General features: G+C 46.7%; 15 protein-coding genes, 1 tRNA gene and 1 CRISPR repeat array. Of the genes, 8 read left to right on the forward strand and 8 right to left on the reverse strand.

All coding sequences use genetic code 11. The features are described 5' to 3' along the window. Positions 1-127: 127 nt before the first annotated feature. Complete coding sequence (locus O3682_RS10120; RefSeq protein WP_371509939.1) at positions 128-526, reverse strand: Ag473 family lipoprotein; 399 nt, start codon at positions 524-526, stop codon at positions 128-130. Between the two features lie 182 nt (positions 527-708). Between O3682_RS10120 and O3682_RS10125 the strand changes: the two genes are divergently transcribed. From O3682_RS10125 to cas2, 8 genes are all read left to right on the forward strand, one after another. Further along, positions 709-784: transfer RNA gene (locus O3682_RS10125), tRNA-Lys, on the forward strand. Between the two features lie 299 nt (positions 785-1,083). Then, on the forward strand, positions 1,084-2,526 hold the full coding sequence (aldA, locus tag O3682_RS10130) for an aldehyde dehydrogenase (RefSeq protein ID WP_371509941.1): 1,443 nt from the start codon (positions 1,084-1,086) through the stop codon (positions 2,524-2,526). Positions 2,527-2,664: 138 nt separating this feature from the next. Beyond that, the gene (locus O3682_RS10135; protein WP_371509942.1) at positions 2,665-3,240 is read left to right on the forward strand and encodes a hypothetical protein; all 576 of its coding nucleotides are present in this window, start codon (positions 2,665-2,667) and stop codon (positions 3,238-3,240) included. Positions 3,241-3,641: 401 nt separating this feature from the next. Next, the gene (gene lysS, locus O3682_RS10140) at positions 3,642-5,153 is read left to right on the forward strand and encodes a lysine--tRNA ligase (protein WP_371509943.1); all 1,512 of its coding nucleotides are present in this window, start codon (positions 3,642-3,644) and stop codon (positions 5,151-5,153) included. A gap of 262 nt (positions 5,154-5,415) precedes the next feature. Beyond that, positions 5,416-6,840, forward strand: a complete 1,425-nt coding sequence (locus O3682_RS10145; protein ID WP_128581385.1) for an alanine/glycine:cation symporter family protein — start codon at positions 5,416-5,418, stop codon at positions 6,838-6,840. A gap of 310 nt (positions 6,841-7,150) precedes the next feature. Further along, positions 7,151-10,399 carry a type II CRISPR RNA-guided endonuclease Cas9 gene (gene cas9, locus O3682_RS10150; protein ID WP_371509945.1) on the forward strand — a complete coding sequence of 1,083 codons (3,249 nt, stop codon included), beginning with the start codon at positions 7,151-7,153 and terminating at the stop codon, positions 10,397-10,399. A gap of 66 nt (positions 10,400-10,465) precedes the next feature. After that, positions 10,466-11,380, forward strand: coding sequence for a type II CRISPR-associated endonuclease Cas1 (gene cas1 / locus O3682_RS10155; protein ID WP_371509946.1), 915 nt, complete (start codon positions 10,466-10,468; stop codon positions 11,378-11,380). Then, positions 11,373-11,699 (forward strand): CRISPR-associated endonuclease Cas2, encoded by a 327-nt coding sequence (gene cas2 / locus O3682_RS10160; RefSeq protein WP_371509948.1) that lies wholly within the window; start codon positions 11,373-11,375, stop codon positions 11,697-11,699. Before cas1 ends, cas2 begins: the two co-directional genes overlap by 8 nt. Positions 11,700-11,762: 63 nt before the next feature. Continuing rightward, positions 11,763-12,326: a CRISPR direct-repeat array (repeat unit 36 nt; unit sequence ATTGTAGCACTGCGAAATGAGAAAGGGAGCTACAAC). A 46-nt stretch (positions 12,327-12,372) separates the two neighbouring features. On the opposite strand, the gene rplQ is transcribed toward cas2, so the two are convergent. From rplQ to infA, 7 genes are all read right to left on the reverse strand, one after another. After that, entirely contained in the window at positions 12,373-12,747 is a 375-nt protein-coding gene (rplQ, locus tag O3682_RS10165) for a 50S ribosomal protein L17 (protein ID WP_003684792.1), read from the reverse strand. Positions 12,748-12,771: 24 nt separating this feature from the next. After that, entirely contained in the window at positions 12,772-13,758 is a 987-nt protein-coding gene (locus O3682_RS10170) for a DNA-directed RNA polymerase subunit alpha (protein WP_371509949.1), read from the reverse strand. A 25-nt stretch (positions 13,759-13,783) separates the two neighbouring features. Further along, complete coding sequence (gene rpsD / locus O3682_RS10175; RefSeq protein ID WP_003749296.1) at positions 13,784-14,404, reverse strand: 30S ribosomal protein S4; 621 nt, start codon at positions 14,402-14,404, stop codon at positions 13,784-13,786. Between the two features lie 19 nt (positions 14,405-14,423). Then, complete coding sequence (gene rpsK, locus O3682_RS10180; protein WP_002216249.1) at positions 14,424-14,819, reverse strand: 30S ribosomal protein S11; 396 nt, start codon at positions 14,817-14,819, stop codon at positions 14,424-14,426. Between the two features lie 19 nt (positions 14,820-14,838). After that, complete coding sequence (rpsM, locus tag O3682_RS10185; protein WP_003749295.1) at positions 14,839-15,201, reverse strand: 30S ribosomal protein S13; 363 nt, start codon at positions 15,199-15,201, stop codon at positions 14,839-14,841. A 67-nt stretch (positions 15,202-15,268) separates the two neighbouring features. Further along, the gene (gene rpmJ, locus O3682_RS10190) at positions 15,269-15,382 is read right to left on the reverse strand and encodes a 50S ribosomal protein L36 (RefSeq protein WP_003697674.1); all 114 of its coding nucleotides are present in this window, start codon (positions 15,380-15,382) and stop codon (positions 15,269-15,271) included. Between the two features lie 18 nt (positions 15,383-15,400). After that, positions 15,401-15,619: a translation initiation factor IF-1 gene (gene infA / locus O3682_RS10195; RefSeq protein ID WP_003684714.1), complete on the reverse strand. Its 219-nt coding sequence runs from the start codon at positions 15,617-15,619 to the stop codon at positions 15,401-15,403. Between the last annotated feature and the right edge of the window lie 3 nt (positions 15,620-15,622).

The raw sequence follows: 15,622 nt of genomic DNA on the forward strand, positions 1-15,622 counted from the left end.
AAAAACAGCCGAAAACCTGTGTTTAGGTTTCGGCTGTTGGAAGGAAAGGAATTTTGCAAAGGTCTCTGCCGATATAAAAAGGCCGTCTGAACATTTCAGACGGCCTTTTCAAATATCAAACACCAGCTTATTTAGCAGCGTCTTTCAATTTATCGGCAGCTTCTTGAGTCGCATCGGCTGCTTTACCCATAGCGTCTTTAGCTGCGTCTTTGGCAGCATCTTTAGCATCAGAAACCGCTTCTTTAGCTTCTTCAACCGCTTTACCGGCAGCATCTTTTGCGTCAAAAACTGCTTTATCTGCAGTTGCTTTAGCATCTGCAGCAGCGTCTTTAACATCAGAAACAGCTTGCTCAGCTGCACCTTTGGCTTCAGAAGCAGCAGCATCAACAGTAGAAGCTGCATTTTCAGCAGCAGTGTTTACATCGGAAGCAACAGCAGAAGCCGCCTCTTGGGTTTCTTTTTTCGCTTCTTGTGTACACGCCGCCAAGCCGGCTACCATCATTGCAGCAATCAATAATTTTTTCATGTTGTATATCCTTTGGTCTAAAAAATATCTGTCAAAACTGACAGATCAAAAAATCATAACATAATAAATGCTCAAAAAAGGGAGAATTAACGCCAAATAACAGCCGGTTTACGTTTTTTGAAAAAAATTTCAAAAAAACAGTTGACGAAAAGAAACAATCTCCCTATAATGCACAACTTATCGGGTCGTTAGCTCAGTCGGTAGAGCAGCGGACTTTTAATCCGTTGGTCGAGCGTTCGAATCGCTCACGACCCACCAAATATGAAAACCTGCTTTGAAAAAAGCAGGTTTTTTTATATTTTCCATCAAGCCTTTCTTCACTTAATACCTTTCTCATCATCAAAATCAAGCAATATCCGAGCTTTGTCACAATGCTGTTATGGACTCAACTCAAGGCATCACACCAGCACCAACCTCTTATCCAACTCCCTCACCCATCATCTTTTTCTAAAAACTTCCAAATACCTATCATCAACCCACGCTAAATCCTCTTGTATGCCAGACAATTTAGGCATAGACTAAAACTACATCCAACTACAACAACAGGAGAAGGTTTGATGAAACAACTGTCTATGTATATCAACGGCCGCTTTGAGACCGACTTTAACGGCGCATGGCGTGATGTATTGAATCCAGCAACCGAAGAAGTCATCGCGCGTGAGCCTAAAGGCGGAAAAGCCGATGTTGATCGTGCCGTTGCCGCGGCCAGAGATGCACAAACTACATGGGAGCGTTTGCCAGCCGTTGAACGCGGCGCATACCTGCGCAAAATTGCCCAAGGCATCCGCGAACGTGCCGACGAGCTGACGGATACCATTGTCGCCGAAGGCGGCAAAACCAAAGATTTGGCACGCATAGAAGTTATGTTCACTGCCGATTATCTCGATTATCAAGCCGAATGGGCGCGCCGTTATGAAGGCGAAATCATCCAGAGCGACCGCCCGCGCGAAAACATTTTATTGTTCAAACGTCCTTTGGGCGTAATCGCCGGCATTTTGCCGTGGAACTTCCCATTCTTCCTGATCGCCCGCAAAATGGGCCCGGCTTTGGTAACAGGCAATACCATCGTCGTCAAACCGAGCAGCGTTACCCCGATTAACTGCCACATTTTTGCTGAAATCGTTCATGCTTCAGGCTTACCGGCCGGCGTATTCAATGTCGTCAACGGCCCGGGTGCAGAAATCGGCAATGCCTTGGCATCACATCCGCAAGTCGATATGGTCAGCCTGACCGGTTCTGTAGAAGCAGGCCGCCAAGTAATGGAAGCCGCCGCCACCAACATTACCAAAGTCTCATTGGAACTCGGCGGCAAAGCCCCTGCCATCGTTCTGAAAGATGCCGACTTGGATCTGGCCGTCAAATCCATCTTGGCTTCACGCGTGGGCAATACCGGCCAAATCTGTAACTGCGCCGAACGCGTGTATGTCCACAACAGCCTGAAAGACGCGTTTATCGAAAAAATGACCGCCGCCATGAAAGGCGTGCGCTACGGCAACCCGGCCGAAGCCGAAGCAGGCGCGCTGGAAATGGGTCCGCTGATTGAAGAGCGCGCTGTCAAAGCCGTTGCCGAAAAAGTGGAACGCGCCGTCAAACAAGGTGCGACACTGGTCTGCGGCGGCAAACGCGCCGAAGGACGCGGCTATTTCTTCGAACCGACCCTGCTGACCGATACCGACAACAGCATGGACATCATGAAGGAAGAAACCTTCGGCCCCGTCCTGCCGGTTGCCACTTTCGATACGCTCGATCAAGTCATCGCTTTGGCAAACGACAGCGAATTCGGCCTGACCAGCTCCGTCTATACCACCAATCTGAATGAAGCGTTTTATGTAACCCGCCGCCTGCGTTTCGGCGAAACCTACATCAACCGCGAAAACTTCGAAGCCATGCAGGGCTTCCATGCCGGTTGGAAAAAATCAGGTATCGGCGGCGCGGACGGTAAACACGGTTTGGAAGAATATCTGCAAACCCAAGTTGTTTATTTAGAAACCGATATCTAACTGCCGATACTGCCCTTCATAAAACAAAAGGCCGTCTGAAGCTGATTTTTCAGGTTAAACTGCACCCAAAAAGTTGCCACTCCAACTAACAAGGTGCAGTTTTTTTATAACTAATTTTTATTAAATAGGAAAGTAACTATGTTGCACAAAATCGGGATCATGAGCGCGTTGATCTTGGGTCTTGCTATGCCGGCTGCTGCCGAATGTTTGATTCAAAAGGACGGTATCGGAGGAATTAAATTGGGGCAGAACTTGAAGCAGGTAAAACAGAAATTCCCGAAGGTGAAAATGGATAAAACAAGCGATGCCGATGGCGTGTCTTTTGTTGCCATCGCACTATCTAAAGACGTCTTGGTTTTCGCTTCTCAAGATGGGGAAGATGATCCTGATACCCCTATAAAACTGCATAAAAAAATTAATTTTTTGGAAACCGATTCTTCTACCTGTCACACGACTTCAGGTGTACACCCGGGTATGAAGATTAAAGACGCAGAAGCCAAGCTGGGCAAAGTCAAAGGAATCCAACTATCAGAAATCGAAGCGCGTGAATACGCAACATTTGCCCGCCAACCAAAACATTTCGGATTTAGAGTCGAACAGGGGACAGGGATTTATCCGAGCAAAGGTGAAACACCGAATCAAACTCGGCGTTACCGTCAAACGGCATGTATTGAAGCAATTTCCGTATCTCAATCCAGAGGTTTTGATAATTGAAGAGCAAGATATTAGACAAAATGAACTGTACCCCCAAAGTTGCCCTCCAACTAACAAGGTGCAGTTTTTTTATGTCCCTATATGCATTAACTTCAAATACCAAGACCAATACCACATCTCACGCACCCATCTGCAACGTTGGATAACCGCCTGTCAGGAAAGCGGCATCGGCGCACTCAAACCCTTCAGTCCAAAATCATGACTGACCACCGCAAAAATCCCTTCATCGCCGACAAGCCGATCACAAAAATACAGTTTTTTGGGGGGCAGTTCAGGTTTCAGACGGCCTTTCTGCCTTTATAGAAAAAAACACCGACATCGCGTAAAATAGAGCCAATTTTTCACTTTATGCAGGCCGTCTGAACACATGGGCAGCCTGACTTATTTTTCCGGAAAACACCATGAGCGAACAAAACAATCCTCAAATCGAGCCGCAGTTGGACGAAAACCAAATCATCGCCCTGCGCCGCGAGAAACTGCACAACATCCGCAAAGAACGCAACGCCTACCCTAACGATTTCAAACGCGACAGCTTTGCCGCCGACCTGCACAACCAATACGGTGAAATCAGCAAAGAAGAACTCGACCCACAAGGCATTCCTGTCAAAGTGGCCGGCCGCATGATGCTCAAACGTCAAATGGGCAAAGCCAGCTTCGCCACCATTCAAGACGTTACCGGTCAAATCCAGCTTTATTTGAACAACAAAGGCGTGAGTCAGGAAGTTTTGGACGACTTCAACCACTGGGACCTGGGCGACATCGTTGGCGCGGAAGGTACTTTGTTTAAAACCAACCACGGCGAATTGACCGTGCGCGTATCCGACATCCGCCTGCTGTCCAAATCCTTGCGCCCGCTGCCGGACAAACACAAAGGCTTGAGCGATCAGGAAACCAAATACCGCCAACGCTACGTCGATTTGATTGCTAATGAAGAGTCGCGCAATACCTTCATAAAACGCAGCCAAATCATCCAATCCGTGCGTAATTTCATGGTCAACGAGCATTATTTGGAAGTCGAAACCCCGATGATGCACCCGATTCCCGGCGGCGCGACGGCGAAACCGTTCGTGACCCATCACAATGCTTTGGACATCCCGCTGTATCTGCGCATCGCGCCCGAGCTGTATCTGAAACGCTTGGTTGTCGGCGGTTTGGAACGTGTGTTTGAAATCAACCGCAGCTTCCGTAACGAGGGCATGTCCGTGCGCCACAACCCTGAATTCACCATGATCGAATTCTACGAAGCCTTCTCCGACTACGAACGCATGATGCAAATGGCGGAAGACATTATCCGCAATGCTTCCCGCGCGGTAAACGGCACGGCAAAAATCAGCTACAACGGCAAAGAAGTCGATTTGGAAAGCCCGTTTGAACGCCTGACCATTCTCGGCGCCATCAAAAAATACAATCCGCACTACACCGATGAGCAGTTGAACGATGAAGAATGGCTGAAAAAAGAAATTGTCAAACACGGCGAAAGCCTGCCTCCGTCTCCGGGCATCGGCAGCCTGCAACTCGCCCTGTTTGAAGGTTGCGCCGAGGGTAAACTGTGGAACCCGACTTTCATCATCGACTACCCTGTCGAAGTGTCGCCATTGGCACGCGCATCCGACAGCAAACCGGGCTTGACCGAACGCTTCGAGCTTTTCGTTGTTGGCCGCGAACTGGCAAACGGCTACTCCGAGTTGAACGATCCGGAAGACCAAGCTGAACGCTTCAAGGCGCAAGTGGCACAAAAAGACGCCGGCGACGACGAAGCCATGCACTACGATGCCGACTACATCCGCGCCATGGAATTCGGCCTGCCGCCGACCGGCGGCTGCGGCATCGGCATCGACCGCTTGGTAATGTTGCTGACTGATTCGCAAACCATCCGCGACGTGATTCTGTTCCCTCAAATGCGTCCTGAATAACGTATTGAAATAAAATCAAGGCCGTCTGAAAACAAGATTCTGTTTTCAGACGGCCTTTTTGTTCAAATATGTAAAACGGAAAAATTAAAATCGATAATTTCTTTACATTATAATAATAAAATTCCATGATAATCAAAAGCATAATATAAAAAAGAATATGTAAACGTTTTTCAGTTTGTTGACAGTCTGCTAGAATACATCCAATTACAGACAGCCCACACACACAGGCCGTCTGAAAATGCAAAAACTCTGAAAGGTTTGTATGGATCAATTTTTCGAACAGCTTCACGGCTGGGTAAACGCCATCAACGACCAAATGTGGTCGGGGTTGGTATATATGCTTTTAGGCGCAGGCCTCTTTTTCACCGTTACCACCGGTTTTGTACAATTCCGCCTCTTCGGCCGCAGTATCAAAGAAATGCTGGGCGGTCGCAAACAAGGTGATGATCCGCACGGAATCACACCATTCCAAGCATTCGTTACCGGCTTGGCCAGCCGCGTAGGCGTGGGCAACATCGCCGGTGTGGCGATTGCCATCAAACTCGGCGGGCCGGGCGCGGTATTCTGGATGTGGGTAACCGCCTTAATCGGCATGAGTTCGGCGTTTGTCGAATCTTCACTGGCCCAACTCTTTAAAGTCCGGGACTACGACAACCACCACTTCCGCGGCGGTCCTGCCTACTACATAACTCAAGGCCTGGGACAAAAATGGCTGGGCGTTTTGTTCGCCCTGAGCCTGATTTTCTGTTTCGGCTTTGTATTTGAAGCCGTACAGACCAATACCATCGCCGATACCACCAAAGCGGCATGGGGCTGGGATCAACACTATGTCGGTGTCGCCCTGGTCATTCTGACTGCCCCTATTATCTTCGGCGGTATCCGTCGCGTATCTAAAGCCGCGGAAATTGTCGTTCCGCTGATGGCGGTTTTATATCTCGTCATAGCACTCTTCATCATTGCTACCAATATTTCCCTGATTCCTGACGTGTTCGGTCAGATTTTCTCCAACGCGTTTAACTTCGATTCGGCTGCAGGCGGTTTCCTCGGCGGTCTGATTTCGACCACCATGATGCAGGGTATCAAACGCGGCCTGTATTCCAATGAGGCGGGTATGGGTTCCGCGCCGAACGCCGCAGCCGCAGCCGAAGTGAAACACCCCGTCTCCCAAGGCATGATTCAAATGCTGGGCGTTTTCGTCGATACCATCATCGTCTGCTCATGCACCGCCTTTATCGTCTTGACCTATCAACAGCCTTATGGCGACCTGAGCGGTGCGGCGCTGACCCAAGCGGCAATCGTCAGCCAGGTAGGCGAATGGGGTGCGGGCTTCCTTGCCGCCATCCTGTTTATGTTTGCCTTTTCAACCGTTATCGGCAACTATGCCTATGCTGAGTCCAACGTCCAATTCATCAAGAGCCATTGGCTGGTTACCGCCGTTTTCCGTATGCTGGTTTTAGCATGGGTCTACTTCGGCGCAGTTGCCAACGTACCCTTGGTATGGGATATGGCAGACATGGCCATGGGCATCATGGCATGGATTAACCTCGTTGCCATCCTGCTCCTGTCCCCACTTGCCTTCCTGCTGTTGAAAGACTACACAGCCAAGCTGAAAATGGGTAAAGACCCAGAGTTCAAACTCTCTGAACACCCAGGCTTGAAACGCAAAATCAAATCCGATATCTGGTAACACCAAAGGCCGTCTGAAATTTCAGACGGCCTTTTTAATCTATTCAAAAGATTTGCCCCTTGAAATCGAAGAGTTTCAAGGGGCTGATGATGTTTTTCAGAACAGAATTCTGAAAAAACAGAGCATTGCGACACGATGTATTTTCATACATCCTTCGAAGTCTTATTGTAGCAACGTTTCTCATTTCGCAGTGCAACAATATGGGCAGATTCTAATTCCAAATCAGTACCCAGTCAAGCATTTCATTTGCATGGTAATACTTACCTAGGATATATTTATACTTACCAAACATTACATTACGGAGAAACTGATGGCTGCATTCAAACCCAATCCAATCAACTACATCCTCGGTCTCGATATCGGTATCGCATCCGTCGGCTGGGCGATGGTAGAAATTGACGAAGCAGAAAACCCCATCCGCCTGATTGATTTGGGCGTACGTGTATTTGAGCGCGCAGAAGTACCGAAAACAGGCGACTCTCTCGCAGCGGCAAGACGCTTGGCACGCAGCGTCCGCCGCCTGACCCGCCGTCGCGCCCACCGCCTGCTTCGGGCCCGCCGCCTATTGAAACGCGAAGGCGTATTACAGGCTGCCGATTTTGATGAAAACGGCTTGATCAAATCCTTACCGAATACACCATGGCAACTTCGCGCAGCCGCATTAGACCGCAAACTGACGCCTTTAGAGTGGTCGGCAGTCTTGTTGCATTTAATCAAACACCGCGGCTATTTGTCGCAAAGAAAAAACGAGAGCGAAACTGCCGATAAGGAGCTTGGCGCTTTGCTTAAAGGCGTAGCCAACAATGCCCATACCTTACAGACAGGCGATTTCCGCACACCGGCCGAATTGGCTTTAAATAAATTTGAGAAAGAAAGCGGCCATATCCGCAACCAACGCGGCGATTATTCGCATACGTTCAGCCGCAAAGATTTGCAGGCAGAGCTGAATTTACTGTTTGAAAAACAAAAAGAATTTGGCAATCCGCATGTTTCAGACGGCCTTAAAGAAGGTATTGAAACTCTGCTGATGACGCAACGCCCTGCCCTGTCCGGTGATGCTGTTCAAAAAATGTTGGGACATTGCACCTTTGAGCCGGCAGAGCCGAAAGCCGCTAAAAACACCTACACAGCCGAACGTTTCATCTGGCTGACCAAGCTGAACAACCTGCGTATTTTAGAGCAAGGCAGCGAGCGGCCATTGACCGCTACCGAACGCGCCACGCTTATGGACGAGCCATACAGAAAATCCAAACTGACTTACGCACAAGCCCGTAAGCTGCTGGGTTTAGAAGATACCGCCTTTTTCAAAGGCTTGCGCTATGGTAAAGACAATGCCGAAGCCTCAACATTGATGGAAATGAAGGCCTACCATGCCATCAGCCGTGCGCTGGAAAAAGAAGGATTGAAAGACAAAAAATCTCCATTAAACCTTTCTCCCGAATTACAAGACGAAATCGGCACGGCATTCTCCCTGTTCAAAACCGATGAAGACATTACAGGCCGTCTGAAAGACCGTGTTCAGCCCGAAATTTTAGAAGCGCTGTTGAAACACATTAGCTTCGACAAGTTCGTCCAAATTTCCTTGAAAGCATTGCGCCGAATTGTGCCTCTAATGGAGCAAGGCAAACGTTACGATGAAGCCTGCGCCGAAATCTACGGAGACCATTACGGCAAGAAAAATGCGGAAGAAAAGATTTATCTGCCGCCGATTCCCGCTGACGAAATCCGCAACCCCGTCGTTTTGCGCGCTTTATCTCAAGCGCGTAAGGTCATTAACGCCGTTGTACGCCGTTACGGCTCCCCTGCGCGTATCCATATTGAAACGGCAAGGGAAGTAGGCAAATCGTTTAAAGACCGCAAAGAAATCGAAAAACGCCAAGAAGAAAACCGTAAAGACCGGGAAAAAGCCGCCGCTAAGTTCCGAGAGTATTTCCCCAATTTTGTCGGAGAACCCAAATCCAAAGATATTCTGAAACTGCGCCTGTACGAGCAACAACACGGCAAATGCCTGTATTCGGGCAAAGAAATCAACCTAGGCCGTCTGAACGAAAAAGGCTATGTCGAAATCGACCATGCCCTGCCGTTCTCGCGCACATGGGACGACAGTTTCAACAATAAAGTGCTGGTATTGGGCAGCGAAAACCAAAACAAAGGTAATCAAACCCCTTACGAATACTTCAACGGCAAAGACAACAGCCGCGAATGGCAGGAATTTAAAGCGCGTGTTGAAACCAGCCGTTTTCCTCGCAGTAAAAAACAACGGATTCTGCTGCAAAAATTCGACGAAGACGGCTTTAAAGAACGCAATCTGAACGATACACGCTACGTCAACCGTTTCCTGTGTCAATTTGTTGCCGACCATATGCGGCTGACAGGTAAAGGGAAAAGGCGTGTCTTTGCCTCAAACGGACAAATTACCAATCTGTTGCGCGGCTTTTGGGGATTGCGCAAAGTGCGTGCGGAAAACGACCGCCATCACGCCTTGGACGCTGTAGTCGTTGCCTGCTCGACCGTTGCCATGCAGCAGAAAATTACCCGTTTTGTACGCTATAAAGAGATGAACGCGTTTGACGGTAAAACCATAGACAAAGAAACAGGAGAAGTGCTGCATCAAAAAACACACTTCCCGCAACCTTGGGAATTTTTCGCACAAGAAGTCATGATTCGCGTCTTCGGCAAACCGGACGGCAAACCCGAATTTGAAGAAGCCGATACCCCAGAAAAACTGCGCGCGTTGCTTGCCGAAAAATTATCATCTCGCCCCGAAGCTGTACATGAATACGTTACGCCACTGTTTGTTTCACGTGCGCCCAATCGGAAGATGAGCGGGCAAGGCCATATGGAGACCGTCAAATCCGCCAAGCGACTGGACGAAGGCATCAGCGTGTTGCGCGTACCGCTGACACAGTTAAAACTGAAAGACTTGGAAAAAATGGTCAATCGGGAGCGTGAACCTAAGCTATACGAAGCGCTGAAAGCACGACTGGAAGCATATAAAGACGATCCTGCCAAAGCCTTTGCCGAGCCGTTTTATAAATACGATAAAGCAGGCAACCGCACTCAACAGGTAAAAGCCGTACGCATAGAGCAAGTACAGAAAACCGGTGTATGGGTGCGCAACCATAACGGCATCGCCGACAACGCAACCATGGTGCGCGTAGATGTATTTGAGAAAGGCGGCAAGTATTATCTGGTCCCGATTTACAGTTGGCAGGTAGCGAAAGGGATTTTGCCGGATAGGGCTATTATCGCTTTTAAAGATGAAGAAGATTGGCAACTTATTGATGATAGTTTCAACTTTAAATTCTCATTACATCCTAATGATTTAATTGAAGTAATAACAAAAAAAGCTAGAATATTTGGTTATTTTGCCAGCTGCCATCGAGGCACAGGTAATATTAATATACGCATTCATGATCTTGATCATAAAATTGGCAAAAATGGAATACTGGAAGGTATCGGTGTCAAAACCGCCCTTTCATTCCAAAAATACCAAATCGACGAATTGGGCAAAGAAATCAGACCATGCCGTCTGAAAAAACGCCCACCTGTCCGTTAAATTAATCTATCCCTGTTTCAGACGGCCTGAAGCAGGGATTTTTTATATCAAAATAAGGGGAAAAACATGACTTGGCGCAGTCTGCTTATTCAAAACGGCGGTAAATTATCCTTGCAACGCCGGCAACTACTCATTCAACAAAACGGCGAGTCCCATACCGTACCATTAGAGGACATCGCCGTTATCGTAATAGAAAACCGCGAAACCCTGATTACTGCCCCACTCCTATCAGCCTTAGCCGAATATGGCGCAACCTTACTGACATGTGACGAACAGTTCCTGCCCTGCGGACAATGGCTGCCTTATGCCCAATATCACCGCCAACTTAAAATCCTCAAGCTGCAGCTGAATATAAGCGAACCCTTAAAAAAGCAACTCTGGCAACATATCGTCCGTCAAAAAATCCTGAATCAAGCATTTGTCGCCGACGAAACAGGCAATGATCTTGCAGCCAAACGGCTGCGCACTTTGGCAGTCGAAGTCCGTTCAGGTGATACAGGAAACCGTGAAGCCCAAGCTGCCGCCCTCTACTTCCAAGCCCTCTTCGGAGAAAAATTTACCCGTAATGACAACAATGCCGTCAATGCCGCATTGAACTACACCTACGCCGTGCTCCGTGCAGCAGTTGCACGCGCCTTGACCTTATATGGCTGGCTGCCTGCATTAGGCTTGTTTCATAGAAGCGAACTAAATACATTCAACCTCGCCGATGACTTTATAGAACCATTACGCCCATTGGCCGATCTGGTCGTTATACATACGCACGAACAAGGCCGTCTGAAAACTGAACTGACACCCAATATAAAACAAAACCTTATCAAAATCCTTCACTGTCAAATCTGCATCGAACGGCAACATTTCAGCACCTTAGCTGCCATCGACAAAATGATTTCTTCATTTCAAGCCAGCATAACCGACAAAAACGCCAAACAACTAAAACTGCCTGAAATCTTGCCATTGAAAGAATACCAATATGAGTGAGGCCAAATTTATGAGGATTATCGTCTTCTTCGACCTACCAGTTACCACAGCGGCAAAGCGCAAAGCCGCCAATCAATTCCGCCAGTTTCTATTAAAAGATGGATACCAAATGCTCCAACTTTCCGTATACAGCCGTATTGTCAAAGGCCGTGATTCGTTGCAAAAACACCACAATAAGCTATGTGCAAACCTACCGCAAGAAGGCTCAATCCGCTGTTTGGAAGTAACAGAAAAGCAATATGCCACCATGAAGCTACTGTTGGGAGAGCTAAAAACCCAAGAAAAAAGGGTAAATGCCGACCAATTATTATTATTTTAAGGCCGCTTTTTTAGACAAAATAAAACGGGAAACCCTTACATGATAAGGGTTTCCCGTTGAAGTATTGTAGCACTGCGAAATGAGAAAGGGAGCTACAACTGTTTGTACGTCTTAATCCGTAGTTTTCAGATTGTAGCACTGCGAAATGAGAAAGGGAGCTACAACCTGAGTACAACGGCACAGTATGGAAACTGAATTGTAGCACTGCGAAATGAGAAAGGGAGCTACAACAATATCCTTACCAACGAACGGAAGCATATGATTGTAGCACTGCGAAATGAGAAAGGGAGCTACAACCACCAATCAAAACAATCACGCCATTCTTGGATTGTAGCACTGCGAAATGAGAAAGGGAGCTACAACACATCATCAGGAAAATCACTGATTATCTATATTGTAGCACTGCGAAATGAGAAAGGGAGCTACAACATTCCGTCAAGGTGTCGGTAGATTGGTTGAATTGTAGCACTGCGAAATGAGAAAGGGAGCTACAACAATTAAACGCAAGTCCATGAAAGGAATGAAATTGTAGCACTGCGAAATGAGAAAGGGAGCTACAACAACAGACAGGATAGAACGCAGGAAGGAACAATTGTAGCACTGCGAAATGAGAAAGGGGCTATCCAAATAAAAAAGCACCACCTAAACAGGTAGTGCTTTCATATTAATTTGCTTATTCAGCAGAATCAGCTGCTTTATCAACCAATTCAACCAATGCCAAAGGAGCATTGTCGCCTTTACGGAAACCGTATTTCAGTACACGAACATAGCCACCGTTACGAGCAGCAAAGCGTGGACCCAATTCGTCAAACAATTTAACTACAACATCACGATCGCGAGTGCGGTCAAAAGCCAAACGACGGTTTGCCAAAGAAGGTTTTTTACCCAAGGTAATCAAGGGCTCAACTACGCGGCGCAATTCTTTTGCTTTAGGCAAAGTTGTCACGATGGTTTCGTGAGTCAACAAGGAATTCGCCATATTGCGCAGCATCGCAGCGCGGTGGCTGCTAGTACGGTTTAATTTGCGGTTGCCATTACGATGACGCATGTCATTATCCTTTAATCTTCAAACTTACGGCTTTTCTAAGCCTACAGGCGGCCAAGCTTCTAATTTAGAACCTAATGTCAGACCTTTAGAGGCCAACACTTCTTTGATCTCATTCAAAGATTTACGACCCAAATTAGGGGTCTTGAGAAGCTCGGTTTCAGTACGTTGAATCAAATCGCCAATATAGTAAATATCTTCAGCTTTCAGACAATTAGCTGAACGTACGGTTAATTCCAAATCATCTACAGGACGCAGCAAGATAGGATCGATAGGAGGCGCTTTTTCTTCAACCTCTTCAACCGGAGTACCTTGCAGATCTGCAAAAATAGACATTTGGTCAATTAAGATACGTGCGGCACTACGTACAGCTTCTTCTGGATCAATAGAACCATTGGTTTCAATATCCAAAACCAATTTATCCAAATCCGTGCGTTGCTCTACGCGTGCAGGTTCAACTTCAAAGCTAACACGACTGATGGGCGAAAAGCTCGCATCCAACTGAATCGCACCAATCTGTTTATTCTCATCACGCAATACGCGACGACCTGAAACAGATTGATAACCACGACCTTGCTCTACTTTAATTTCCATGTCGATTTGACCATTGTCGGACAAGTGGCAAATAACATGTTCAGGATTGATGATTTCCACATCATGTGGCAAATCAATATCACCGGCTACAACAGCACCGGCACCTGTTTTTTTCAAAGTCAACTGAACTTGATTACGACCGTAAAGCTTAAATACGATACCTTTGATGTTCAAGAGAACGTCAACAACATCCTCCTGAACACCATCAATAGTAGAGTATTCGTGCAATACGCCAGAAATAACTACTTCAGTTGGGGCAAAGCCATTCATGGATGACAGTAAGATACGACGCAAAGCATTACCTAAAGTATGACCAAAACCACGCTCAAATGGCTGCATAGACACCTTAGCTCGAGTAGAAGACAAGGTATCTACATCGATTTGACGAGGTTTCAAAAATTCGGTTGTGCTATTTTGCATTTAACTGTCCCTCATTGAGCTAGCATTATTTAGAGTAGAACTCTACCACCAGCTGTTCATTAATATCGCCAGACAATTCTGAGCGATCCGGCATATTTTTGAATACACCTTCCAATTTGTCGGCATCAACAGATACCCAGCTTGGCAAGCCAATTTGAGTAGCCAAGCTCAATGCCTCTTGGATACGTACTTGTTTCTTAGCTTTTTCACGAACAGCTACAACATCGCCTGCTTTAACTTGGAAAGAAGGGATATTAACAACCTGACCGTTTACAACGATAGCTTTATGAGAAACCAATTGACGTGCTTCGGCGCGAGTAGAGCCAAAACCCATACGGTAAACGACATTGTCCAAACGAGACTCCAGCAATTGCAGCAGCAATTCACCGGTAGAGCCTTTACGACGATCTGCTTCCGCGAAGTAACGACGGAATTGACGCTCTAATACGCCATAAATACGACGGATTTTTTGTTTTTCACGCAATTGTAAACCGTAGTCTGACAAACGTGGTTTTTTTGCACCGTGTTGACCAGGTGCAGAATCCATTTTACATTTTGAATCCAAAGAGCGACGTGCACTCTTCAAAAACAGATCCGTACCTTCGCGACGTGCTAATTTACATTTAGGGCCAATATAACGTGCCATGTTTTAAATCACTCCAATATTAAATACGACGTTTTTTAGGCGGACGGCAACCGTTATGAGGCAACGGGGTAACGTCAGTAATGCTGGTAATCTTGAAACCAAGAGCGTTTAAAGCACGTACAGAAGATTCGCGACCAGGGCCAGGGCCTTTAATGCGGACTTCTAAATTTTTAACGCCATACTCTTGGGCAACTTTACCAGCTGCTTCTGCTGCAACTTGTGCTGCAAATGGTGTACTTTTACGAGAACCTTTAAAACCAGCGCCGCCAGAGGTAGCCCAAGACAATGCATTGCCTTGACGGTCAGTGATTGTAATGATGGTATTGTTGAAAGATGCATGAACGTGCACAATACCTTCGCTTACGGTTTTACGTACTTTTTTACGTACACGCGAAGCTGTGTTTGCTTTAGCCATTAATCAAATTCCTTAAAATTTATTTCTTACCGGCAATCGCTTTGCGCGGACCTTTACGGGTACGAGCATTTGTGCGAGTGCGTTGACCACGACAAGGCAAGCCACGACGATGACGGAAGCCGCGATAGCAACCCATATCCATCAATCGTTTAATGCTCATCGTTACTTCACGACGCAAATCGCCTTCAACTTCATATTTAGCAACTTGCTCACGCAAAGCGTCTAATTGAGCCTCGTCCAAATCTTTTGCTTTAGTAGTAGGAGCAATATTTGCTGCCTCACAAATCAATTTAGCACGAGTCGCACCAATACCATAAATAGCCTGAAGGCCAATTACGATATGGGCATTATTAGGGATATTTACCCCTGCAATACGAGCCATATTTTTTCCTTTTTAGGGCAAAGTATGTCACTATACCACAAAATCAATAGTTAAGAAAACTAGCTTCTTAACCTTGACGTTGTTTGTGACGTGGGTCAGTACAAATTACGCGAACCACACGATTACGACGAATAATCTTGCAATTGCGACAAATTTTCTTTACAGAAGGTTGTACACGCATTTTATTTCCTTTTATCGTTTATCTTGCTCGGAAAACAATCCGAGCACGGGTTAAATCATAAGGAGTTAATTCAACTGTTACCTTATCACCTGGAGAAATACGGATATAGTGCATCCGCATTTTTCCAGATATATGACCAAGTACTACATGATCATTTTCCAGTTTTACTTTAAATGTTGCATTGGGCAAAGTCTCAAGGATTTCGCCCTGCATCTGTATGGTATCTTCTTTAGCCATAAG

Source organism: Neisseria sp. 27098_8_112 (assembly GCF_041433235.1).
In the GTDB taxonomy this organism is placed as follows: domain Bacteria; phylum Pseudomonadota; class Gammaproteobacteria; order Burkholderiales; family Neisseriaceae; genus Neisseria.